The organism is Cryptosporangium arvum DSM 44712 (assembly GCF_000585375.1).
Lineage (GTDB): Bacteria > Actinomycetota > Actinomycetes > Mycobacteriales > Cryptosporangiaceae > Cryptosporangium > Cryptosporangium arvum.
Genome location: NZ_KK073874.1, coordinates 6,489,683 through 6,511,659 on the forward strand (window position 1 = coordinate 6,489,683; position 21,977 = coordinate 6,511,659).

Consider the following 21,977-nt stretch of genomic DNA (forward strand, 5'->3'; position numbering starts at 1 on the left):
CCATGGCTGCGCCGAGCTCGCTACCGTTCGACCCGGTCGAGGAAGCCGCCCGCAAGTGGAGCGCTCGCTGGGACGAGACCGACGCGATGGCCGTCGCCACCTCGATCATGCGGGTGCAGCAGCTGCTGCTGGGGCGCATCGAGGCCGCGCTGCGTCCGCTGCAGCTGACGTTCGCCCGGTACGAGGCGCTCGTGCTGCTGTGTTTCAGCCGCCAGGGCAGCCTGCCGATGAGCAAGATGGGCCAGCGGCTGATGGTCCACCCCACCAGCATCACGAACATCGTCGACCGGTTGCAGGCGCAGGAGTTCATCCGGCGCGAACCCCATCCCACCGATCGGCGCACGACGCTCGTCGTGATCACCGACGCCGGCCGCGAGGTCACCGAGCGGGCCACCCAGGCGCTCGTCGAGGTGCGGTTCGCGCTCGACTCGCTCGACCCGGAGAAGATGCGCGAGCTCTACGACCTGCTCCGGGACGTCCGGCTGCACGCCGGCGACTTCCCCGCCGACGACCCCCGGCGGAGCTGGCCCGACGCGTTCAGCGAGTGACCTCCGCCAGCAGCTGTTCCCCGGTCAGGGCCGGGGCCCCGTGCTCCTCGGCCGCGTGGACCAGCGCGACCACCGCCCGGTTGACCGGTGCGTCGACGCCCGCGCGTTCGGCCAGGCGCACCACCGCCCCGTTGAGGAACTCGACCTCGGTGCGCCGGCCCGCGTCCAGGTCCTCGGCCATCGACGAGCGGGCCTCCGGGTCGATCCGCAGCATCGCGCCGGCCAGACGGGTGAACAGCGCGTCCGGCACCCGCAGCAGCGTCGGCAGCGCCCCCGGCGGGACCTTCGTGACCCGCGCCGGCCGGATGCCCGCCGCGCGCAGCGCCGCGAGCGCCTCCTCGATCAGCGCCGCCAGCACCCGCCGGTAGGCCCGCTGCGAGAGCTCCGCCCGCAGCGGCACCCCGGCCAGCGCGTTCACCGCGTTGTTGAGGTTGAGCAGCATCTTGCCCCACTGCACCGGCGCGAAGTCCGCGCGCAGCGTCACCGGCAGGCCGGCGGCCGCGAAGGACGGCAGCCACGGATCGAGCGCGCTCGTGCGACCGGCCATCAACCCGCCCTCGGTGGCCCGGTGCAGTCGTCCGTCCTCCGGCGAGACGACGTTGAACGGCACCATGCCGGGCACGATCTCGTAGTCCGGGAGCCGGGTCTGCAGCACGTCGACGTTGCCGACGCCGTTCTGCAGGCTGAGCACCACCGGGCGCTGCGGGGCGTACGTGGCGATCAGGTCGGCGGCGGCCGGCGTGTCGGCGCTCTTCACCGCGAGCAGCACCAGCCCGGCGTCGGCCAGCGCGGTCGGGTCGAGGGAGTAGTCGAGCGCGCCGGCCGGGATCTCGATGCGTCCGCCGTCGAGATCGGTGAGCTCGAGCGGCGCCTCGGTGTAGCGGCGCATCCGCTCTCTGCCGATCAGCGCCACCTCGGCGCCGGAGGCGTGCAGCGCCCCGCCGACGTAGAGACCGATCAGACCCGCGCCCAGTACGACGATCCGGCTTCGCACTCCGTTGCTCCCTCGTTCGTGACCCGCATTGTCGGAACCTTCGTCAGGTACTGACAAGTCGGCTGCGCCGATCGTTGACCCGCTCGGCCGCGCCGCGCAGGGTATGCCCACCGGAACCACAGAGGGAGCGGGCATGGACGCGGACGTCATCGTCGTCGGAAGCGGGTTGGCCGGTCTGGTGGCCACGGCCGAGCTGGCCGACGCCGGGAAATCGGTGATCCTCCTGGACCAGGAGCCCGAGGCGTCCTTCGGCGGCCAGGCGTTCTGGTCGTTCGGCGGCCTGTTCCTGGTGAACTCCCCCGAGCAGCGCCGGATGGGCATCCGCGACTCCCACGACCTGGCCTGGCAGGACTGGCTCGGCACCGCGGGCTTCGACCGGGAGGACGAGGACACCTGGGCCCGCCGCTGGGCCGAGGCGTACGTCGACTTCGCGGCGGGCGAGAAACGCTCGTGGCTGCGTTCGACGGGCATCGGCCTGTTCCCGCTGGTGAACTGGGCCGAGCGGGGCGGCTACGACGCCACCGGGCACGGCAACTCGGTACCGCGGTTCCACATCACCTGGGGCACCGGGCCGGGCGTCATCGCGCCGTTCGTCCGCCGGGTGCGTGCCGCCGGGAACGTGGAGCTGCGCTTCCGGCACCGCGTCGACCTGCTGCTCACCGACAACGGCGCGGTCACCGGCGTCAGCGGCAGCATCCTCGCACCCGACGACGCCCGCCGCGGCGCTCCGAGCTCGCGGGAGGTGGTCGGGGACTTCGCGCTCCGGGCGCAGGCCGTGATCGTCACCTCCGGCGGCATCGGCGGCAACCACGACCTGGTGCGCGCCAACTGGCCCACCCGGCTCGGCGAACCGCCGAAGAGCCTGCTCACCGGTGTCCCCGCGCACGTCGACGGTCGGATGCTCGGCATCACCGAGTCGGCGGGCGGCCGGGTGGTCAACCGCGACCGGATGTGGCACTACACCGAGGGCATCACGAACTGGGATCCGGTGTGGCCGAGCCACGGCATCCGGATCCTGCCCGGCCCGTCGTCGCTCTGGTTCGACGCCACCGGGAAGCGCCTGCCGGTGCCGCTGTTCCCCGGGTTCGACACGCTCGGGACGCTCGAGCACATCACCAGGACCGGCCACGACCACACCTGGTTCGTGCTGACCCAGAAGGTCATCGAGAAGGAGTTCGCGCTCTCCGGCTCCGAGCAGAACCCCGACCTGACCGGGAAGGACGTGCGGCTGCTGCTGCAGCGCGTGCGTCCGGGTGCGCCCGGCCCGGTGGAGGCGTTCAAGAAGAACGGCGTCGACTTCGTGGTCGCCGACAACCTGCCGGAGCTGGTGGCCGGGATGAACAAGCTCACCGGGACCGCGCTGCTGGACGCGGCCGACATCGAGCGGCAGGTGATGGCCCGCGACCGGGAGATGGCCAACCCGTACACGAAGGACCTACAGATCACGGCGTTGCGCGGCGCCCGCGCCTACCGGGGCGACCGGCTCATCCGGGTGGCGTCGCCGCACCGGTTCCTGGATCCGTCGGCCGGTCCGCTCATCGCCGTCAAACTGCACATTCTGACGCGGAAGACGCTCGGTGGGCTCCAGACGGACCTGTCCGGCCGGGTGCTCGGGGCCGACGGTGCTCCGATCGACGGGCTGTACGCGGCCGGGGAGGTCGCCGGGTTCGGCGGGGGCGGCATGCACGGTTACCGGGCGCTGGAGGGCACGTTCCTGGGCGGCTGCCTGTTCTCCGGCCGGACCGCGGGCCGGGCCGCCGCGAGCGCTGTCGGCTGACCCCCGCCGGGGTGCGAGGATCAGAGGCGTGACAACAGTTGACGCGGAGGCCGTCGAAGCCGCCGCCGTGCGGTTGGGCGCGGTCGTCTCGCGTACTCCCCTGGAGCGCAACCTGCGCCTCTCCGCGCGGACCAGCGCCTCGGTCTGGCTCAAACGCGAAGACCTGCAGGTCGTCCGCTCGTACAAGGTGCGCGGCGCCTACAACCTGATCGCCCAGCTCGACGAGGACGCCCGCTCGCGCGGTGTGGTCTGCGCGAGCGCGGGCAACCACGGGCAGGGCCTCGCGTACGCGTGCGCCGCGCTCGGCGTCCGCGGGAAGGTCTTCGTGCCCCGGCCGACGCCGCGGCAGAAGCGGGACCGCATCGCCGCGCTCGGCGGCGCGGCCGTCGAGCTGATCGTCACCGGGGAGAGCTACGACGACGCGGCGGCCGCCGCCGCCGAGGACGCCGCACGCACCGGCGCGACGCTCGCGCCCGCGTTCGACGACCCCCGGACGATCGCCGGGCAGGGAACCGTCCTGAAAGAGGCGTTCGAGCAGCTCGACGAGGTGCCCGACCTCGTCGTGATCCCGGTCGGCGGCGGAGGGCTGCTGGCCGGGTCGCTGGCCTGGCTGCGTGAGCGGTACCCGTCGGTGCGTGTCGTCGGGGTCGAGCCGGCCGGGGCCGCCGGCATGGCCGCCGCGATCGCCGCGGGCGGACCGGTCACGCTCGACGACCTCGACGGGTTCGTCGACGGCGCGGCCGTGCGCCGGGTCGGGGAGCTGACCTATCCCCTGGTGAAAGGCACCGAGCTGATCGCCGTGCCGGAGGGCCAGGTGTGCGTCGAGATGCTGGAGCTCTACCAGTCCGACGGCATCATCGCCGAGCCCGCGGGCGCGCTGGCGCCGAGCGTGCTGGGCCGTGTGCTCGACGTCGAGCCCGACTCGACCGTGCTCTGTGTCCTGTCCGGCGGCAACAACGACGTGAGCCGGTACGCCGAGGTCGTCGAGCGGGCGCTGGTGCACGAAGGGCGCAAGCACTACTTCCTGGTCGAGTTCCCGCAGGAACCGGGCGCGCTGCGTCGCTTCCTCGACGAGGTGCTCGGGCCCGACGACGACATCACGCTGTTCGAGTACGTGAAGCGCAACAACCGGGAGACCGGGCCCGCGCTGGTGGGCATCGAGCTCGGGCGCGCGGAGGACCTGGAGCCGCTGCTCAAGCGGATGAACGAGGCACCGTCGCGGATCGAGCGGGTGGAGACCGACAGCCCGCTCTTCAGGTTCCTGGTCTGAGCAGCGCCAGCTGCTCGCGCTGGGTCGCCAGGTCTGGCGCGGCGACGCGGAGCACGAGGTGCTCGACGCCGGCGTACTCGGCCAGCCGCTCCCGGACCTGCTCGGCCGACCCGGCGACGAGCAGCGCGTACTCGCGCTCCGACCGGTACATGGACAGCACGACAATTCCCTCGAAGGTATCGACGGCACTGATAGACACCGGGACATGGACTTCCCGACGGCGCTGCGCACCCGGCGGCGCGGCCGCAACGTCAGCCAGCTCCAGCTGGCGATCCGCGCCGGAACCACCCAGCGGCACCTGAGCTTCCTGGAGAGCGGCCGCTCCGCGCCCGGGCGCACGCTCGTCGTCCGCCTGGCCGAGTCGCTCGACCTGCCGCTGCGCGAACGCAACGAGCTGCTGGCCTCGGCCGGCTACGCGCCCGTCTACCCGGAGACACCGCTCGCGGACCTGCCCGGCGTGCGCACGGCGCTGCGTCACGTCCTGGCCGGGCACGAACCGTACCCCGCCGTCGTCGTCGACCGTCACGGCACTCTCGTCGACGCCAATCGAGCGCTGAGCCTGCTCACCGACGGCGTCGCGCCGGCCCTCCTGACTCCCCCGGTGAACGTGTACCGGCTGGCCCTGCACCCGCACGGCCTGGCCCCACGGATCCGGAACTTCGGGCAGTGGGCGCACCACGTGGTCGACCGGGCCCGGCAGGAGCTCGCCGCCCATCCGTCCACGCGGCTCGCCGAGCTGGTCGAGGAGCTCGCGGGCTACGCACCGGCACGCACGATCACCGCGGACCACGTCGGCTTCGCGGTGCCGCTGCAGCTCGACGACCTGCGCCTGACCACCACCGTGACGACGTTCGCCACCGCGCTGGACGTCACCGTGGCCGAGCTGAAACTCGAGGCGTTCCTGCCTGCCGACGAAGAAACCGCCACTCGGCTTAGGGTGTCCCGGTGAAACCGTTCCTGTTGCTCGGGACCCGCGCCGACGACGCCGCGGCCGACGAAGAGTACGACGCGTTCCTCCGCTTCTCCGGGCTGGCCGAGCGGGATCTGCGCCGGCACCGGCTCGAACAGGCACCGCTGGGCGACGTCGACCTCGGCGACTGGTCGGGCATCCTGCTCGGCGGCGGGCCGTTCAACGTGTCCGACCCGCAGGCGTCCAAGACCCTGGTCCAGCAGCGGGTGGAGGCCGAGCTCGGGGCGCTGATCGGGCGCGTCGTCGACGCCGACTTCCCGTTCCTCGGCGCGTGCTACGGCATCGGGACGCTCGGTGGCCAGCAGGGCGCGCTCGTCGACCGCACGTACAGCGAGCCGGTCGGCGCGGTCGAGATCACGGTCGTCGCACCGGACCCGCTGTTCGACGACGTCCCACCGACGTTCCAGGCCTTCGTCGGCCACAAGGAAGCGATACGCGTGCTGCCACCGCACGCGGTGCTGCTGGCCAGTTCGCCGACCTGCCCGGTGCAGGCGTTCCGGATCGGCCGGCACGTCTACGCGACGCAGTTCCACCCGGAGCTCGACGCCGACGGGCTCTGCACCCGCGTCGACGTCTACAAGTACGCCGGGTACTTCGCGCCGGAGGAAGCCGACGAGATCAAGGCGCTGGCCTACGCGAGCGACGTGCGGTACCCGCCGGAGGTGCTCCGGGCGTTCATCCGAGTAGCGCGGCGTAGTGAACGGTCGTCGGCCGCACACGGATGACCAGGCGGCGCTCGTCGTCGGACTCGTTCGGCGGGTCGACGTCGAGATACTTGTGGGAGAGCCGGGCCGGTAGCTCCTTGCCGGGGTCGGGTTCGAGCGTGGCGGTGCCGCGCACCTCGGCCGACGTGTAGGGGTTGGCCTCGTCGTGGACGGTGACGCTCACCCGGGGGTCGCGGACGATGTTGCGTGCCTTCGCGCGGTGGTCGAGCACGGAGAACAGCAGGTCGTCGCCGTCACGCAATACCCAGAGCACGCTCGACTGGGGTGATCCGTCGGGGTTGACGGTGGCGATCGTGGCGAAGTTGCGGGCGTCGAAGAGGGCGTTCACGTCGGGGTGCACGGAGCTATCGTGGCAGACATTGGTTTGTAGTGGAAGGTTTTGTTGCAGAGGATATGGGCTTGTTATTTTTTTGCGGGCGGGAGCCACCGGGGGACACGAAGCGCCAGCGCGAGGATCGGGACGACGGCCAGCGCGGTCAGGACCGGCAGCGACGCGGTGCCCGAGGCGGCGCCGAACGCCGCGTAGACCACGAGCGCGACGACCTCCTCCCCCACGTTGGCGACCGACGTCACGGTGGCGCGCGGGCCGGTCAGCGTGTCCTGCAGCCGGGCTCCGGCCACCACGATGCCGAAGCCCAGCAGCCCGAACCCGACGCCGAGCGCGACGAAGCCGAGCGGGTGCCGGATCAGGGCGCCGGCGGCGAGGAGCGCGGTCCCCAGCGCCACGACGACCGCGAGGCGGCGCGGTGCGATGTCGCCGAGACGCCCGCCGAGCTCAGCGCCGAGCGTGTAGCCGGCGGTGGGGACGAGGAGCAGGAGCGGCAGGACGGCCGGGGACGCGAGGTCGACGGCGAGCAGGCCGAAGTACTCCTCGACGGCGGTGACGCCGCTGAGGAACACCACGACGAGCACCACGCGCCCGACCCGGCGGTTCGTGACCGCCTCCCGGATCCCGGCGCGGAGCGTGTCGAGGTAACCGGGTTCGGGATCCGTGCCGGGGCCGGGGGTGGCGGGCGAAGCGGGTGGAGCGCCTTTCGGAAGGCGGGACGCCAACGCGGTCGCGAACAGGCAGACGGCGACGGAGGCCCAACCGACGAGCGGGTAGCCGCCGAGCGCCATCAGCGGAGCGGCGAGCGCGGTACCGGCGACCGAGCCGGCCGCCGACAGCGCTTCGGCGCGACCGAGGAAGCGGGCATAACGATCCGCGGTGCCGTAGCGGGTGAGCTCGTCGTAGACGAGCGCCTCCCAGGTGCCCGACGAGGCCGCGCCACCGGCGCCCCACAGCACGAAGCCGAGCGCGAAACCGGGGAACGTCGGCCAGAGGATCCAGGACGCGAACCCCCCGGCACGCATCAGCATCCCGGCGACGAGCAGATGGCGCCGCGGAATCCGGTCGGCCAGCGCGCCGGACGGCACCTCGAGCACGAACCCGGCGAACGACCAGACGCCGAACAGCACGCTGATCTGGCCCGCCGACATTCCGGCGTCCGCGAACAGCAACGCGTAGACCGGGTAGAGCGGGATCAGTTCGTACGTGAAGACCAACGCCTGGACGCGTCGGATCAACCGGTGCGTGGGGCCCTGGTCACCGCGGCTGAATCAATGTCGTCGCATAGGCTGATCGTCGCACGCCGGGCCAGCGAATATCAGTGCGTCCCGGCGAGCCGCCGCAGCATCGGGGGCGTGTCGGCCGACGGGAGCACGGCCTCGATGAACACCATCTTGTCGGGGGCGGCGCCGGCGCTGGCCAGGGCCGCGCGGAGCTCGCTGCGGCTGGTGACCCGGTAGGTGTGCGCGTGCGGGGCCATCGACCGCACCAGCCCGCTCCAGTTCCACGGCGCGACGTCGTGATAGGACGCGGTGGGGCTCTGACGCACCCGCTCGATCGTGTAGCCGGCGTTGTTCACGACCAGCACGACCGGCGCCAGGCCGTTCGCCGCCATCGCGCCGATCTCCTGGGCGGTCATCTGCGCGGCGCCGTCGCCGATCACGAGCACCGGGCGGCGCTGCGGTTCGGCGAGCCCGGCGCCGAGGGTGGCGGGCAGCGTGTACCCGACCGAGCTCCACACCGGCTGCGCGACGAACGCGGTGCCGCGGGGGAACGTGATGCTGGCCGCGCCCCAGAACGACGTGCCGATCTCCGCGAGCAGCGTCGAGTTCCTCGGCAGCCACTCCTCCAGGCTCTCCCACAGCGAGATCTGCGTGAGCGCGTCGGTGACCGGCCCGTACTCCTCCTCCGCGCGGTAGCCCAGCACGGCCGACGCGGGCAGCCCGGCCGCCGGCAGCGTCGCGTACTCGCTGGCCAGGCCGGTGAGCGCGGCGAGGGCGGCGTGCATCGGCACGCCGTCGAACGTCTCCTGGGCCACCCGGGCCGAGGTGCCCCGGATCTCGATCGTGGCCGCCGGGTCGTTGCGTGCGGTGAACGCACCGGAGACGACGTCGGTCATCAGCGTGCCGACGGTGATCAGCACGGCGGCCTGGTCGACGGCGTGGCGGGCGGACTTCACGCCCAGGTCGCCCCAGTAGACCCCGGCGAAGCAGGGGTGGTCCTCGTTCACACATCCCTTGCTCGAGACGAGCGTGACGAACGGCAGCGGGCCGGCCTCGACCAGCGCACGCAGCTCGCGGGTGGCCTGGCGGCGCTCGACCTCGTGACCGGCGACGACCGTGACCTGACCGTCCTTGGTCCGGAGGAGGTTGCGCGCGGCGTTCGCGAACGCGGCGAGCGCGGCGGCGTCCACCTTGGTCCTGGGGAGCGGGGTGGCGAGGCGCTCGGCGTCGGTCGTCGCGTCGGCCACGTCGGCGGGCACGCTCAGGTAGACCGGGCGGGACGTCTCGAGCGCGGTGGCGAGCGCGGCGTCGATCTGTTCGGCCGCGCGCTCGTGGGTGAGCACCTCGGTCGCGGCGGTGACCTCGCGGTAGGCCCGCGCGAAGTGCCCGAGGTCGCCGTCGGCGAGCGTGTGGTGCAGGAGTTTCCCGGCTGCTCCGGTGGCCGGCGATCCGGTGATCTGGACGACGGGCACCTGCTCGGCGTACGCGCCGGCGATCGCGTTGAGGCAGCTCAGCTCGCCCACGCCGTAGGTCGTGACGACCGCGGCGAGCCCCCGGCGGCGCGCGTAGGCGTCGGCCGCGTAGCCCGCGTTGAGCTCGTTCGGGGAGCCCACCCAGCGCTGCTGACCGCCCGCGAGCAGGCCGTCGATGAGCGCCGAGGTGAAATCGCCGGGGACACCGAAGAGGTGCGCCACGCCGTTCTGGCGTAACCGCTCGGCCAGATACCCGGAAACCGTGACCTCACGCATGAACGTGACGCTGCCGTTCGGGGGTCAGAACGGCAAGATGAGGGTGGTTGGTTGAGCAAAATGCTTCCTGATCGACGCTCGAAGGGCTGACTGTTGAGCGAAACGCGCATTGTCGACCGCACCGACGCGGCCATCCTGCTGGCGTTGGACGCCGCGCCGCTCGCCACCACCACGGCGTTGGCGGACGAGCTGGGGTTCGCGCGCAACACGGTGCAGAGCCGGCAGCGGCGGCTGGAGTCGGACGGGTCGCTGGCGCCGCCGTCGAGCCGGCTGCGACTGGATTCGCTGGGGTACCAGATGCTGGCGTTCGTCTCGATCCAGATCAGTCAGGGAGAGCTGGACCCGACGGTGGAGGCGCTGTCGACGATTCCCGAGGTGCTGGAGTTGCACGCGGTGACCGGGGACGCGGACCTGATCGCGCGGGTGGTGGCGGTGGATCCGGAGGACCTGCACCGGGTGACGCGGCTGATCGTGGGGTCGTACGGGGTGATGCGGACGAGCACGAGCCTGGCGGCGAGGGAGCTGATTCCGCATCGGATGGGCCCGCTGCTCGCTCGGTCGCTGGAGTAGTGGTCGGTCGTTCCGGCTTCTCGCGGCACCGCGATGGCGGGAGCGAGGCATCGCGGTGGCGGGAGCGGGTTCAGCGGTCGCGGTTTCCGGGCGGACGTGGGACGGCCCGGGAACCCATGGTCGGGTTCCCGGGCCGGTGAGGCGGGTGGTCAGTGCTGTCAGTGCTCGCTGTGTTCGCGGCGGAAGCGGCTCAGGCGGCTGGTGAGCCGGCTGCCCAGGCCACCGTGGCCGGCGCCTTCGCGGTCGGCCGGGTCACGGTCGTCCCGCGCCGGGGCGGTGTGGTCGACGGGGGTGGATCCGTTGTTGCCGTCGTCGACGGGGGTGGCGCGGTCGGTCACGGGGGTGACGCCGTCGTTCACGGCCACCCGCTCGTCGCGGGCGGACCGCTCGTCGCGGACGGGCCGCTCGTCGTCAGTGGCGTCGTGGGCGGTGTGTTCGCGGGCGGCGGCGTCGCGGGCCTCGCGGTCGCGCTCGACGCGGGCGATGCGCTCACGGGTGTAGCCGTCGCGGCCGTCGTCGGCGACGGGGGTGTCGGTGCGGGCGGTGACCTCGTCCGTGGCGGGGCCGGCGGCGACCTCGTCACGACGGTCACGGCCACGGAGCAGCCGGGTCCGCGCGGGCGCGGTGCGCTCGGGCGCGGTGCGCTCGGCGTCGCGAGCGTCCGCGCGACCGGCGTCGGCGGGCGCGGCGGTGTGGCCGGTGCGGCGACGGCCGCGGTCGACGTGCACGCGGTCCTCACGCAACGCGTTCTCGTGCGCGGTGTCCACATCGTGGATACGACCGTCCCCGGGGGCACCGTCGGGGTCGAGATCCGGCGCCAGCTTGCGCGCCTGCTGGGCGAGCCGCTCGGCCTCGGCGTGCTCGCTGTCGGCCCGGCGGGTGCGCTCGGCGGCCTCGCGCTCCTCCCGCGCGAGCTCGCGCTCCAGTTCGGCCCGGCGCGCTTTCGCCTGAGCGATCTGCTGCGCGGCGGCCGCACGCTCGGCCTCGGCCCGCGCCGCCCGTGCCTTGGCTTCCTCGAGGTGCTCCTGCGCCTTCAGCCGGCGCTGCTCCGCCTTGGCCCGACGCTGGCGCGGAATCACTACCGCTGCGACGACCAGGGCTAAGAGCACAACCACGATGAGGGCGATGGTGAGCCCGGTCGACATGGCGGCCTCCGTCCATCTCGAAGTGTTTCGGTCGAGACCGGAGTACCCGCCTCCTCCGCCGAGTAAAGATCCCGGGGTCAGGCCTGGCCCGCAGTGGTGGCCCCACGGGGCTCGGACTCACGCACGTAGCGCATGAGCCCCTCCTGCGTCACCGCCGCGACGAGCCGTCCGCGCCGGTCGAAGATGCGCCCCTGGGTGAGCGCGCGCCCGGACCCCGCCGCCGGTGAGGTCTGGTCGTACAGCAGCCAGTCGTCGGCCCGGAACGGCTGCAGGAACCAGAGCGCGTGATCCAGCGACGCGCCCTGGGTCTCCGCGTGCGGATGCGGCACCCGGGCCGAGCCGAGCAGCGACATGTCGCTCAGGTACGTCAGCACGCAGACGTGGAACACCGGGTCCACCGGGAGCGTGTGGCGGTACCGGATCCAGATCTGCTGCTGCGCCGCCGCGCCCGGCACCCGCGCCACCGACGAGGCCGGCACCGACCGCAGGTCCCAGTCGGGCCACTCGCGCGCGTGCCACGCCGCGATCTCGCCCTGCACGCCGGTGGGGTCGGGCAGGTCCTCCGGGAACGGCACGTCCGGCATCGAGTCCTGGTGCTCCGGACCCTCGTCCTGCACGTGGAACGACGCCGACATGAAGAAGATCGCCTTGCCGCCCTGCACCCCGGTGACCCGGCGGGTGGCGAACGAACGCCCGTCCCGGATGCGGTCGACGAGGTAGACGGTCGGGATGTCGGGTTTGCCGGGCCGGATGAAGTAGCCGTGGAGCGAGTGCACGATGTAGCCGTCGGCGACCGTGCGGACCGCGGCCACCAGCGCCTGGGCCGCGACCTGACCACCGAACGTCCGCTGGAGAAACGTGTCAGGGGTGCTCCCCCGGAAGATGTCGTCCTCGATGCGTTCGATCTCCAGGACCTCATGGATGGTCGCCACCCGCACTACGATGCCATTCGAACGAATGTACGAGACAATAGAGCCATGGATCGCCTGCTCGAGGCGCACCAGCGAGCCGCCGCGTTCTACGCCGGCCAGCTCGCCCGCCTCGCGTGCGGCCCGGCCGTGGACTACCTGCGCAGCCGAGGTATCCCCCGGGCGCTGGCCCGCGCGCGGCCCTGGCGGCTGGGCTACGCACCCTGGGGCCGCACCGCCCTGCTCGACCACCTCCGCCGCTTCGGCCACACCGACGACGAACTCGTCGCCGCGGGCCTGGCCGTGCCCTACGGCGGCCGGCTGACCGACGCGTTCCGCAACCGCGTGATGTTCCCGGTCCGCGGGTCGGACGGCCGGGTACGCGGCTTCGTGGGCCGCGACCTGTCCGGCCACCCCCGCGTACCGCGCTACCGCAACAGCGCGACGACGCCGCTCTACACCAAGAGCAACCACCTCTACGCGCTGACCGAGCGGGTGACGGGTGGGGAGGCGCCGGCGGCGGTGCTGGTGGTGGAGGGGCCGGCCGACGCGGTCGCGCTCTCCCGGTTGCCGGTGGGAGCGGAGGGGCGCTGGGCGGCGGTGTCCACCTGCGGGACGGCGCTCACCGGTGGGCAGGTGGAGTTGCTGGCCTCGGCGGTCGCGCCCGGCACGGCGGTGATCGTGTGCTTCGACCCCGATGCCGCCGGTCGGCGGGCCGCTGACCGGGCGTACCAGCTGCTGTACGACTGGGCCGGGCCGGTGGACGCGATCGTGCTGCCGCCGGGCACCGACCCGGCGGCGCTGGTGGCCCGCTCCGGGCCGCAGGGCGCCGATCGTGTGCTGCGGCGGTGTCGCACGTCCCTGCTGGCGGCCCGGGTCGGCTTCGGTCTGGCCGGCCGCCGTCTGGACGAGATCGAAGGGCGCGTCACCGCGCTGCGTGCCGCCGGCGCCCTGCTCCGCCGCTCGACGGAACGGGCTCCTCGCGACGCTCCCCTGATCCCCGCGATCGCCCACTCGCTGAGCGTCCGCCTCGGCATCGACGGCGCGACGACCGCCGACAGCATCTACCCGCCCTGATCGGGGAGGGCGCGCGGATTCCCGCGCGCCCTCCCCGGAGCTAGAGGCCGAAGCGCTCGGCCAGCAGCGTCCGGTGGTGCAGCGGATCACCGAACAGCAGCTGCGACGACTTGGCGCGCTTGAAGTACAGGTGCGCCGGATGCTCCCAGGTGAACCCGATCCCGCCGTGCACCTGGATGTTCTCCGCCGCCACCGCGAAGTACGCCTCGCCGACGTACGCCTTCGCCAGCGACGCCACGGTGGCCAGGGACGCCTCGCCGGACGCGGCCACCGCCGCCGCGTGGTAGGCCGCCGAGCGGGATCCCTCCACCGCGACCAGCATGTCGGCGCACTTGTGCTTGATCGCCTGGAACGAGCCGATCGGGCGCCCGAACTGGAGCCGCTCGCGTGCGTACGTCGTCGCCTGCGTGAGGACGGCGCGCGCTCCCCCGACGCTCTCGTTCACCAGTGCCACGCAGGCCAGGCGCAGCACGTGGTCGAGGATCTCGTCGGCCGTGCCTTCGGTGCCGATCAACCGGGCCGACACTTCGTCGAACACCAGGTCGGCCTGCTTACGGGTCAGATCCATCGTGGACAGCGGATGCGCCGACACCCCGGCGGCGCCCTTCTCGACCGCGAACAGCGACGGCCCGGCGTCCGCGCACGCCACCACGAGAAGCAGGTCGGCGAGTGCGCCGTCGAGCACGAAGTGCCGTGAACCGCTCAGCGTGTACCCGGCCGGCGTGCTCCTGGCCTCCACCGCGCCGTCGAACTGGCCGGTGTCGTTGGCGTAGGCCAGCGTCGCGATCGTCGAGCCGCTCGCGATGCCCGGCAGGAGCTCCTTCTTCGCCTCCTCGTCGTCCGACGCCAGCAGGGCGGACGCGGCGAGCACGGCGGAGGCGAGGAACGGCGACGGTAGCAGCGCCGCCCCCATCTCCTCGAGCACCAGGCACAGCTCGACGAAACCGAAGCCGGAGCCGCCGTACTCCTCCGGGATGTGGAGCCCGGGCAGTCCGAGCTGCTCGCTCAGCTGCTTCCACACCGCCGGGTCGTAGCCCTCGTCGGTCTCCATGAACCGGCGCACCGACGACTCGGGCGAGGTGCGCTCGAGGAACGTCCGCACCGTCGTGCGCAGTTCTTCCTGTTCCGGGGAGAAAATGCTCATCGCGGCACGTCCTTCCAGGCCACGCCCTTGTCGACCCGTACGTCGCCGGGCAGACCGAGCACTCGCTCCCCGAGGATGTTGCGGAGCACCTCGGACGTACCGCCCTCGATGGTGTTGGCGCGCGTCCGCAGGAACACGGTCTGCGTCGACGGGATCCCGTTGCTGCCGTAGGGCAGCGTCGGGCGGCGCATCTCGTAGTCGGGGATCAGCGTGCCGGACGAGCCGAGCAGGTCCAGCTGGAACTCGGCCGCGCGCCGGTTGAACTCGGCCGAGGTCAGCTTCAGCACCGACCCCTCCGGGCCTGGTGTGCCGCGGTTGCCGGCGGCGGCCGCGCGCACCGCGGTGAGGTAGTTGACGTTCGCCTCGATCCAGAGGCGCACCGCCTGGTCGCGGCGCACCGGGTTGCCCTCGCCGCGGGAGGCCGCGACGCGGTAGCCCTCGAGGAGGTCGGCGCCGGGCTCGTCGCGGGTCGCGATCGCGCCGCCGAGCGAGACGCGCTCGTTCATCAGCGTCGTCGTACCGACCCGCCAGCCGTCGCCGACGTCACCGAGCCGGTCGCTGTCGGACACCCGCACGCTGTCGAAGAACACCTCGTTGAACTCGGCGGCGCCGGTCATCTGCCGGAGCGGCCGTACGTCGACTCCCGGCGCTTTCATGTCGACGAGGAACGCGGTGATGCCGCGGTGCTTCGGGACGTCGGGGTCGGTGCGGGCGAGGATCAGACCGCGGCTCGCGAGGTGCGCGAACGAGGTCCACACCTTCTGGCCGTCGAGGATCCAGTCGTCGCCGTCCCGGCGGGCCCTGGTGGCGAGGCCGGCCACGTCGGACCCGGCGGAGGGCTCGCTGAACAACTGGCTCCAGACCTCTTCGCCGGTGTAGAGCGGCCGGAGGTACCGCGCGCGCTGCTCGGGCGTGCCGTGGGCCAGGATCGTCGGGCCGCACATGCCGATGCCGATGGGGTTGTACGAGCCCGGATGCGGTGCCCCGGCCTCGGTCAGGCGCTGTTCGACGAGACCCTGGAGGGCGGGGTCGGCGTGGCGACCACCGTCGGCCGGGTCCACCCAGACCCAGGCGAGACCGGCGTCGAACCGCGCGCCGAAGAACTCGTGCGGGTCGGTGGTGGCGGGTGGATGCTCGCGGAGTAACGCGTCGATCGCGTCGTTGAGCTGCTCGGAGGACAACAGCGTCTCCTTCCCGGTGGCGGGTAGTTATGTACCCGTCCGCCCGAAGTTAACAGACGTTCGCCGTCCACCGACAGCGATGGCCCGCAGCGGACGCTGCGGGCCATCGAAAACGGTGCGCTAGTGCATCATCACCGGGGGTGCACCCTCGGCTTCGTCGTCGAGGAGGTGCGACTCCTCCCGCTTGCGGGGCAGGAAGAACGCCGCTCCGAGCGTCACCACGCAGAGCGCCAGCGCCACCCAGTAGGTGTGCGCGAACGCCTCCGCCGCCTCCTGCAGACCCTTGGCGACGGCCTCCGGGCCGCCGACCTGCTGGACGATCCGCGGGTCCTGCTGCGCGGCGATCGCCGGCAGCGCGAGCTGCGAGTCCTTGAGGCCGTTGGTGAGCAGCACCGACATCAGCGCGACGCCGACGGAGCTGGCGATCTGCTGGGTGATGTTCAGCAGCGTCGAACCGCGCGCCACCTCGCTGTTGGTCAGCGTCCGCAGCGCGCTGGTCATGATCGGCATCATCGTGAGGCCCATGCCGAGACCGAGCACGAACAGCCACGCGATCAGCACCCCGTAGGAGGTGTCGGCCTCGATCCCGGTCAGGCCGTACATGCCGATGACGATCGCGATGATGCCGAACGGCACGATGCGTCCGACCGGCATCTTGTCCGACAGCGCACCGGCGATCGGCATCGTGACCATCGCGCCCAGACCCTGCGGGGCGACGAGCAGACCGGCCATCAGCACGGACTCACCGCGGATCTGCTGGAAGTACGTCGGCACCAGCAGCAGGCCACCGAAGAACGCGACCGCGAACAGGAACATCGTGATGATGCTGACCGTGAGGTTCCGGTTCTTGAACAGGCGCAGGTCGAGCAGCGGGTGCTGGGGCTTGAACGAGTAGATGACGAACCCGATCACCAGCAGGATGCCGACCAGGGCCGGAATCCAGACCTTGTTGGCCGTGATCGTGCCGGCCTCCGGGATCGACGAGACGCCGTAGAGGAACAGCGCGAGACCCGGCGACATCATCAGCATGCCGACGAAGTCGAACGACTCGGACGGCTGCGGCGAGTCGGACGGCAGCACGAGCTGGGAGTAGATCAGCGCGCCGATACCGATCGGGACGTTGATCAGGAAGATCCAGTGCCAGCTCGCGGCGTCGATCAGCCAGCCACCGAGGATCGGCCCACCGATCGGGCCGAGCAGCATCGGCACGCCCAGGATGGCCATCAGCCGACCCATGCGCTTCGGGCCGGCGGCCCTGGTCATGATCGTCATGCCGAGCGGCATCAGCATTCCGCCGCCGAGGCCCTGCAGCACGCGGAAGCCGATCAGCGCCTCGATGTTCCAGGCGGCGGCACAGAGCGCGGAGCCGGCGGTGAACAGCGCGATCGCCGTCATGTAGAGGCGCTTGGTGCCGAACCGGTCGGCGGCCCACCCGGTGAGCGGGATCACGGTGGCCAGAGCCAGCGTGTAGGCGGTCACCGTCCAGGCGACCTGCGCGTACGACAGCGGCTCGTCGACCGAGCCGAACTCGGTCTGGAACGTCGGCAGAGCGACGTTGACGACCGTGATGTCGAGAATCGACATGATGGCGCCGAGGACGACAACCCCGGCCACCTTGAGTATGTCGGGTGTGATCTTGTCGTCGTTGGCCGTGGCTACGTCTGCCATGAGTACTTTCCCTCGTGCCGATCCGTAAGGCAGGGTGGATTAATTTTACGCTCGTTAGATTCTTACTGCATCGATGCACGGAACCAAAACCAAAATAAAGTGACGATCCGTCACAGCATCGACGCCCGGATGAACAACCGGCCCGGCCGAGCGGCGTATTCCCACTATCGGCAGGTTCCTTGCATCAGCCAAACAATCTGGGCCGACGCTACCCCACGCCGCTTCCGACCGCGTTCCCGCCCGTCACCGCCGGGGTCGACGGCCGCTCGCGTGACGTCGCCAGCACCGAACCGATCAGGATCAGGACGAACGCGACGCCGATCAACAGCGTCAGGCGCTCCCCCAGCACGACGACGCCCGCGAGCACGGCGACCGCCGGGTTGACGTAGGTGAACACGGTGGCGCGTACCGGCCCGACCTCGCGGATCAGCGCGAAATACACCAGGAACGCCGCCGTCGTGCAGACGAGGCCGAGCGCGGCGATCGCACCGAGCACCGACGGCTCGGGCCGGGTGTCGGGCCAGGTGACGATCGCGGCCGGCGCGTAGAGCAGCGCCGCGAGGCTGAGCGAGACCGCCGTGAGCGGCAGGCCCGGCACGTCGTCCAGGTAGCGGATGACGATGAGCGGCGCGACCGCGTACCCCACTGCGGTGAGCAGCACCTCGACGGTCGGCCAGGCGTCGCCGCCCCGCAGGGTGGGTGCGACGAGCACCGCCACCCCGCCCAGCCCGACGAGCAGACCGGCCAGCCGCGTGCGGCCCAGCCGCTCGGTGCCCCCGGTGAGCCGGACCGCGATCGCGCCGAGGACCGGGACCGTCGCGATCAGCAGGCCGGCCAGCGAACTCGGCAGCGTGCGTTCGGCGTCGGTGAGGAAGAACCAGGGGCCGACGAGCTCCAGCAGCGTGAACGCGACCACCGGGCGCCACCGCCGCAGCACCGTGCGGACCCCGCCGTTGCGTAGCGCGAACGGGAGCAGCAGCAGGCCGCCCATCGCCACCCGGGCGAACACGACGACCGGGACCGCGACGTCCTCCACCGCGACTTTGATGAGCAGGTAGGGAATGCCCCAGACGATGCTCATGACGACGAACAGCAGCCAACCGCGACGGGACACGGCTCGACGATAGGGGCCGCGAGCGGGCGGCCGATCGGAGGCGGGCCGGCTGTCCGTCGGCTTTCGATGTCTGGCGGTGGTGGGATTCTCCGGGCGGGCAGAGTCGCCAAACAGACAGCCGGTGCGCCTCCGGACACGCGAACGGCGGCCTAAGGTGACCGCGTGGCGGCAGCGGGAACTCGGCTAGGGGTCGACTTCGGGACATCGAACACGGTGGCGGTCCTCGCCCGGTCCGACGGCCGGGTCAACCCGCTGCTGGTGGACGGCCAGCCGCAGCTCCCGTCGGCGGTGTGCGCGACGCCCGCGAAAGAACTGCTCGTCGGACGAGCCGCGCTGCACACCGCCCGGTTGCACCCCGACGGGTTCGAGCCCAACCCCAAGCGCCGGATCGACGACGGGGTCGTGCTGCTCGGCGCGGGCGAGTACGAGGTCGTGGAGCTGTTCGCCGCCGTGCTGCGCCGGGTCGCGGACGAGACCCGGCGGGTCACCGGGGCGGCGGCGCCGGACGAGATCCGCATCACCCACCCCGCGGTGTGGGGCGGCGCCCGGCGCGATCTGCTGCGCCGGTCGGCGGTCGCGGCGGGATGGCCGGCGCAGGCCGTCGGGCTGGTGCCCGAGCCGGTGGCGGCCGCGGCGGCGTTCGCCGAGGTGCACGGGGCGCGGCTGCCGATCGGCGGGAACGCGCTGGTCTACGACCTGGGCGGCGGCACGTTCGACGCCACCGTGCTGCGTCGGACCGCATCCGGGTACGACGTCCGGGCGACCGACGGGCTCGTCGACGCCGGCGGCCTGGACATCGACCACGCGATCCTCACCCACGTCGGCGCGGTGGTGCAGAAACGCAAGCCCGACGCGTGGCGCGCGCTGACCTCCCCCGACACCGCCGCCGAGCGCCGGGCGCGGTGGCTGTTCCAGGACGACGTGCGCGGAGCGAAGGAACTGCTCTCCTCGGCCGCGTCGACGTTGATCCCGGTGCCGCTCATCGACGACGAGATCCCGCTGACGCGCACCGAGCTGGACGCGCTGACGCGCCCGCTGGTGGAGCGGACGATCGTGTCCGTGCAGGGCGTGTTGCGCGAGGCCGGGCTCACCCCCGGCGATCTGTCGGCGATGTTCCTGGTGGGTGGCTCGACGAGGATTCCGCTGGTGGCGACCATGCTGCACCGGACGCTCGGGGTCGCGCCCACGGTGCTGGAACAGCCGGAGCTGATCGTGGCGGAAGGGGCGCTGCGGGTACGCGCGTTCGACGCCGCGCCAGTGGGTGGGGTTCCGCCGGCCTCGGCGCCGCCGTTCCCCGGCCCGCGGTCGGGACCGCCCCAGCAGGTGCCGGCGCAGTACTCCGCACCGCCCGCGTCGGCGCCTCCGTACCGGGCTCCTTCGCCCGGCTTTCCGTCGCACGGGGCTCCCTCTCCGGGTGCGGCTTCCCCGGGAGCGGCCGCTCACGGGGGCGGCTCACACGGGGTCGGCTCGCACGGGGGAGGCCCGCACGGGGGCAGCTCACACGGGGGCAGCTCACACGGGGGCAGCTCACACGGGGGCGGCCCGCACGGGGGAGGCCCGCACGGGGGAGGCCCGCATGGGGGGCATTTGCCGGGCGGGCCGCAGCACGGGGCGGGGGGTCCGCAGTATCCGGGGCCTCGGCCGCCGGCGAACCAGCCCGCGCCCGTGTCGCACTCGGGGCCGCCGTTCCCGCCCCGAGCGGCGAACCACCCGGGTGGCTGGCGCCCCGCGCAGCCCACGATGCCCTACCCCGAGCCCCAGGCCGCGCCGGGAGTGGCGCGCGGCGAGCGCGACTTCCGCTCCGCCGAAGCCGCTCCCGCTCCCTACAGCTCCTCCCCTGCCGCCCCGGTCAGCGCGAGCCCGTTCCACGCCACCCCGGTGAGCGGCCCAGCCGCCGGCGCAGCCCCGATCAGCGGCGGAGGCGCCAGTGCGGCCCCGGTCAGCGGCCCAGCTGCCGGAGCAGCCCCGATCAGCGGCTCAGCGGCCAGCGCGGCCCCCGTGAGCGGCCGAGCCGGCGGCGCCGCGCCGGTGAGTGGCCCAGCCGCCGGTGCGGCGCCGGTGAGCGGCCCGGCCTCCGGAGCAGGTCGCGCCGCCGGTGCGGCCCCCGTCAGCGGCCCGGCGGCAGGCGCAGCTCGGGCCGCCGGTGCGGCCCCCGTGAGCGGCCCAGCCGCCGGCGCGTTCCCCGTGAGCGGCCCAGCGGCCGGCGCGTTCCCCGTGAGCGGCCCAGCCGGAAGCGCGGCCCCCGTGAGCGGCGCCGGCCCGATCAACGGCCCAGCGGGCGCAGCCCCGGTCAGCGGCCCGGCATCTGGAACTGCTCGCGCCGCCGGTGCGGCTCCCGTCAGCGGCCCGGCAGTGGGTGCGGCCCCGGTGAGCAGCGCCGCCGTCGGAGCAGCAGCAGTGAACGCCCGACCCGTCAGCGCGATCCCCGTCAGCGCCGCGCCGGTCAGCGCCGCGCCCCTGAGCGCGGCCCCCGCCAGTGCCCCGCCCCTGAGCGCCGCCCCACACAACGCCGCCCCACACAACGCCGCCCCACACAACGCCGCCCCCGTCAGCGCTGCCCCCGTCAGCGCCGGCCCTGACACCGGCAAACCGACCGTGCAGGTGCGCACCATGCACCAGACCGGTGAGTCCGTGGAGTTCCGCGGCCACGACGGACCGGTTTCGAGTCTGGTGATCAGCCCGGACAGCACCCGCCTGGCCACCGCCGGAGCCGACCGCACGGTCCGCATCTGGGACCTCGCGACCGGTCGCCGCATCGTCACCCTCACCGGCCACACCGCGCGCGTCAACGGGCTGGCGTCCAGTCCGGACGGTTCCCGCCTGGCCAGCGTCGCCGACGACCTGAGCGTCCGCATCTGGAACCCCGCCACCGGCACCGAGCTCGCGAACCTCACCGGCCACACCGACATGGTCCGCGCGGTCGCCTTCCACCGCGACGGTGTCCGCATCGCGACCGGCAGCTTCGACCACACCGTCCGCCTCTGGGACATCCGCTCCGGCGCGACCGTCGGCACCCTCACCGGGCACACCGACGTCGTCCGTGCGGTCGCGTTCCACCCGGACGGCCGTCGCGTCGTGACCGGCAGCTTCGACCAGACGGTCCGGATCTGGGACGTCGAGACGGGCCGTCTGCTCGCGAGCCTGTCCGGCCACGGTCTCGTGCACTCGGTCGCTTTCAGCCCGGACGGACGGATCCTCGCCACGGCGGGTGTGGACGGCGCGGCCCGGCTCTGGGAGGCCGACAGCGGGCGTCCGCTCGGCGAGCGACTGGCCGGTCACTCGGGCGCGGTCACCGCGGTGGCGTTCCGCCCCGACAGCCGGGCGCTGGCCACGGCGGGCATCGACGGCACGGCCCGGCTCTGGAACGTGATGAGCGGCCGGGCGCTCACCGCCCCGATCGGCGGCCACACCGCGGCGCTGACGTCAGTGGCCTTCGCCCCCGATGCCCGCGCCCTGGTCACCGGCAGCCACGACACCACGGCCCGCGTCCACCCGATCTGACGCCACCCGGCCCGACGCCCCGATCGACGCGCCCCGATCGACGCGCCGCGATCCGGCGCCCCGATCCGACGCTCCGATCCGGCGTG

Annotated in this window: 19 protein-coding genes; 8 read left to right on the top strand and 11 right to left on the bottom strand. The window is 72.7% G+C overall.

The features are described 5' to 3' along the window. The first annotated feature begins 2 nt into the window (after window positions 1-2). Window positions 3-548: a MarR family winged helix-turn-helix transcriptional regulator gene (locus CRYAR_RS29800; protein ID WP_051571111.1), complete on the top strand. Its 546-nt coding sequence runs from the start codon at window positions 3-5 to the stop codon at window positions 546-548. Here CRYAR_RS29800 and CRYAR_RS29805 read toward each other — a convergent pair. After that, complete coding sequence (locus tag CRYAR_RS29805; protein ID WP_035856651.1) at window positions 538-1,542, bottom strand: 2-dehydropantoate 2-reductase; 1,005 nt, start codon at window positions 1,540-1,542, stop codon at window positions 538-540. The genes CRYAR_RS29800 and CRYAR_RS29805 overlap by 11 nt on opposite strands. 133 nt (window positions 1,543-1,675) lie before the next feature. Between CRYAR_RS29805 and CRYAR_RS29810 the strand changes: the two genes are divergently transcribed. Both CRYAR_RS29810 and ilvA read left to right on the top strand, forming a co-directional pair. Next, window positions 1,676-3,319, top strand: coding sequence for an FAD-binding dehydrogenase (locus CRYAR_RS29810; RefSeq protein WP_157018169.1), 1,644 nt, complete (start codon window positions 1,676-1,678; stop codon window positions 3,317-3,319). 19 nt (window positions 3,320-3,338) lie between these two features. Continuing rightward, window positions 3,339-4,589, top strand: coding sequence for a threonine ammonia-lyase IlvA (gene ilvA, locus CRYAR_RS29815; RefSeq protein ID WP_051572253.1), 1,251 nt, complete (start codon window positions 3,339-3,341; stop codon window positions 4,587-4,589). On the opposite strand, the gene CRYAR_RS47620 is transcribed toward ilvA, so the two are convergent. Beyond that, complete coding sequence (locus tag CRYAR_RS47620) at window positions 4,573-4,788, bottom strand: hypothetical protein (protein WP_157018171.1); 216 nt, start codon at window positions 4,786-4,788, stop codon at window positions 4,573-4,575. The two genes, ilvA and CRYAR_RS47620, sit on opposite strands and share 17 nt — an antisense overlap. 6 nt (window positions 4,789-4,794) lie before the next feature. Between CRYAR_RS47620 and CRYAR_RS29820 the strand changes: the two genes are divergently transcribed. After that, window positions 4,795-5,538: a helix-turn-helix domain-containing protein gene (locus CRYAR_RS29820; protein ID WP_035856654.1), complete on the top strand. Its 744-nt coding sequence runs from the start codon at window positions 4,795-4,797 to the stop codon at window positions 5,536-5,538. Continuing rightward, a complete protein-coding gene (locus CRYAR_RS29825) occupies window positions 5,535-6,284 on the top strand; it encodes a glutamine amidotransferase (RefSeq protein WP_035856655.1) in 750 nt (249 codons plus the stop codon). The genes CRYAR_RS29820 and CRYAR_RS29825 overlap by 4 nt, the downstream gene beginning before the upstream one ends. On the opposite strand, the gene CRYAR_RS29830 is transcribed toward CRYAR_RS29825, so the two are convergent. The 3 genes from CRYAR_RS29830 to CRYAR_RS29840 form a co-directional block, all read right to left on the bottom strand. Further along, entirely contained in the window at window positions 6,235-6,624 is a 390-nt protein-coding gene (locus tag CRYAR_RS29830) for a PPOX class F420-dependent oxidoreductase (RefSeq protein WP_035856657.1), read from the bottom strand. The two genes, CRYAR_RS29825 and CRYAR_RS29830, sit on opposite strands and share 50 nt — an antisense overlap. Window positions 6,625-6,686: 62 nt before the next feature. Then, a complete protein-coding gene (locus CRYAR_RS29835) occupies window positions 6,687-7,850 on the bottom strand; it encodes an MFS transporter (protein ID WP_084701095.1) in 1,164 nt (387 codons plus the stop codon). A gap of 80 nt (window positions 7,851-7,930) precedes the next feature. Continuing rightward, window positions 7,931-9,583: an alpha-keto acid decarboxylase family protein gene (locus CRYAR_RS29840; protein WP_035856658.1), complete on the bottom strand. Its 1,653-nt coding sequence runs from the start codon at window positions 9,581-9,583 to the stop codon at window positions 7,931-7,933. Window positions 9,584-9,676: 93 nt separating this feature from the next. Between CRYAR_RS29840 and CRYAR_RS29845 the strand changes: the two genes are divergently transcribed. Next, entirely contained in the window at window positions 9,677-10,153 is a 477-nt protein-coding gene (locus CRYAR_RS29845) for an Lrp/AsnC family transcriptional regulator (protein WP_035856659.1), read from the top strand. 158 nt (window positions 10,154-10,311) lie between these two features. On the opposite strand, the gene CRYAR_RS50380 is transcribed toward CRYAR_RS29845, so the two are convergent. Together CRYAR_RS50380 and CRYAR_RS29855 are read right to left on the bottom strand one after the other, a co-directional pair. Continuing rightward, complete coding sequence (locus CRYAR_RS50380) at window positions 10,312-11,298, bottom strand: hypothetical protein (RefSeq protein ID WP_051571112.1); 987 nt, start codon at window positions 11,296-11,298, stop codon at window positions 10,312-10,314. A gap of 77 nt (window positions 11,299-11,375) precedes the next feature. After that, complete coding sequence (locus CRYAR_RS29855) at window positions 11,376-12,230, bottom strand: acyl-CoA thioesterase (RefSeq protein ID WP_035867945.1); 855 nt, start codon at window positions 12,228-12,230, stop codon at window positions 11,376-11,378. Between the two features lie 45 nt (window positions 12,231-12,275). On the opposite strand from CRYAR_RS29855, the gene CRYAR_RS29860 reads away from it, so the two are divergent. Continuing rightward, window positions 12,276-13,283: a toprim domain-containing protein gene (locus CRYAR_RS29860; RefSeq protein WP_035856660.1), complete on the top strand. Its 1,008-nt coding sequence runs from the start codon at window positions 12,276-12,278 to the stop codon at window positions 13,281-13,283. 40 nt (window positions 13,284-13,323) lie between these two features. On the opposite strand, the gene CRYAR_RS29865 is transcribed toward CRYAR_RS29860, so the two are convergent. The 4 genes from CRYAR_RS29865 to CRYAR_RS29880 form a co-directional block, all read right to left on the bottom strand. Then, entirely contained in the window at window positions 13,324-14,427 is a 1,104-nt protein-coding gene (locus CRYAR_RS29865; protein ID WP_035856661.1) for an acyl-CoA dehydrogenase family protein, read from the bottom strand. Next, window positions 14,424-15,608 (bottom strand): acyl-CoA dehydrogenase family protein, encoded by a 1,185-nt coding sequence (locus CRYAR_RS29870; protein ID WP_211247704.1) that lies wholly within the window; start codon window positions 15,606-15,608, stop codon window positions 14,424-14,426. Before CRYAR_RS29870 ends, CRYAR_RS29865 begins: the two co-directional genes overlap by 4 nt. A 120-nt stretch (window positions 15,609-15,728) precedes the next feature. Next, entirely contained in the window at window positions 15,729-17,276 is a 1,548-nt protein-coding gene (locus CRYAR_RS29875) for a DHA2 family efflux MFS transporter permease subunit (RefSeq protein ID WP_035856663.1), read from the bottom strand. A 208-nt stretch (window positions 17,277-17,484) separates the two neighbouring features. Further along, a complete protein-coding gene (locus CRYAR_RS29880; RefSeq protein WP_063725788.1) occupies window positions 17,485-18,390 on the bottom strand; it encodes a DMT family transporter in 906 nt (301 codons plus the stop codon). 162 nt (window positions 18,391-18,552) lie between these two features. On the opposite strand from CRYAR_RS29880, the gene CRYAR_RS50385 reads away from it, so the two are divergent. Beyond that, window positions 18,553-21,891, top strand: a complete 3,339-nt coding sequence (locus tag CRYAR_RS50385) for an Hsp70 family protein (protein ID WP_084701099.1) — start codon at window positions 18,553-18,555, stop codon at window positions 21,889-21,891. Window positions 21,892-21,977: the final 86 nt, after the last annotated feature.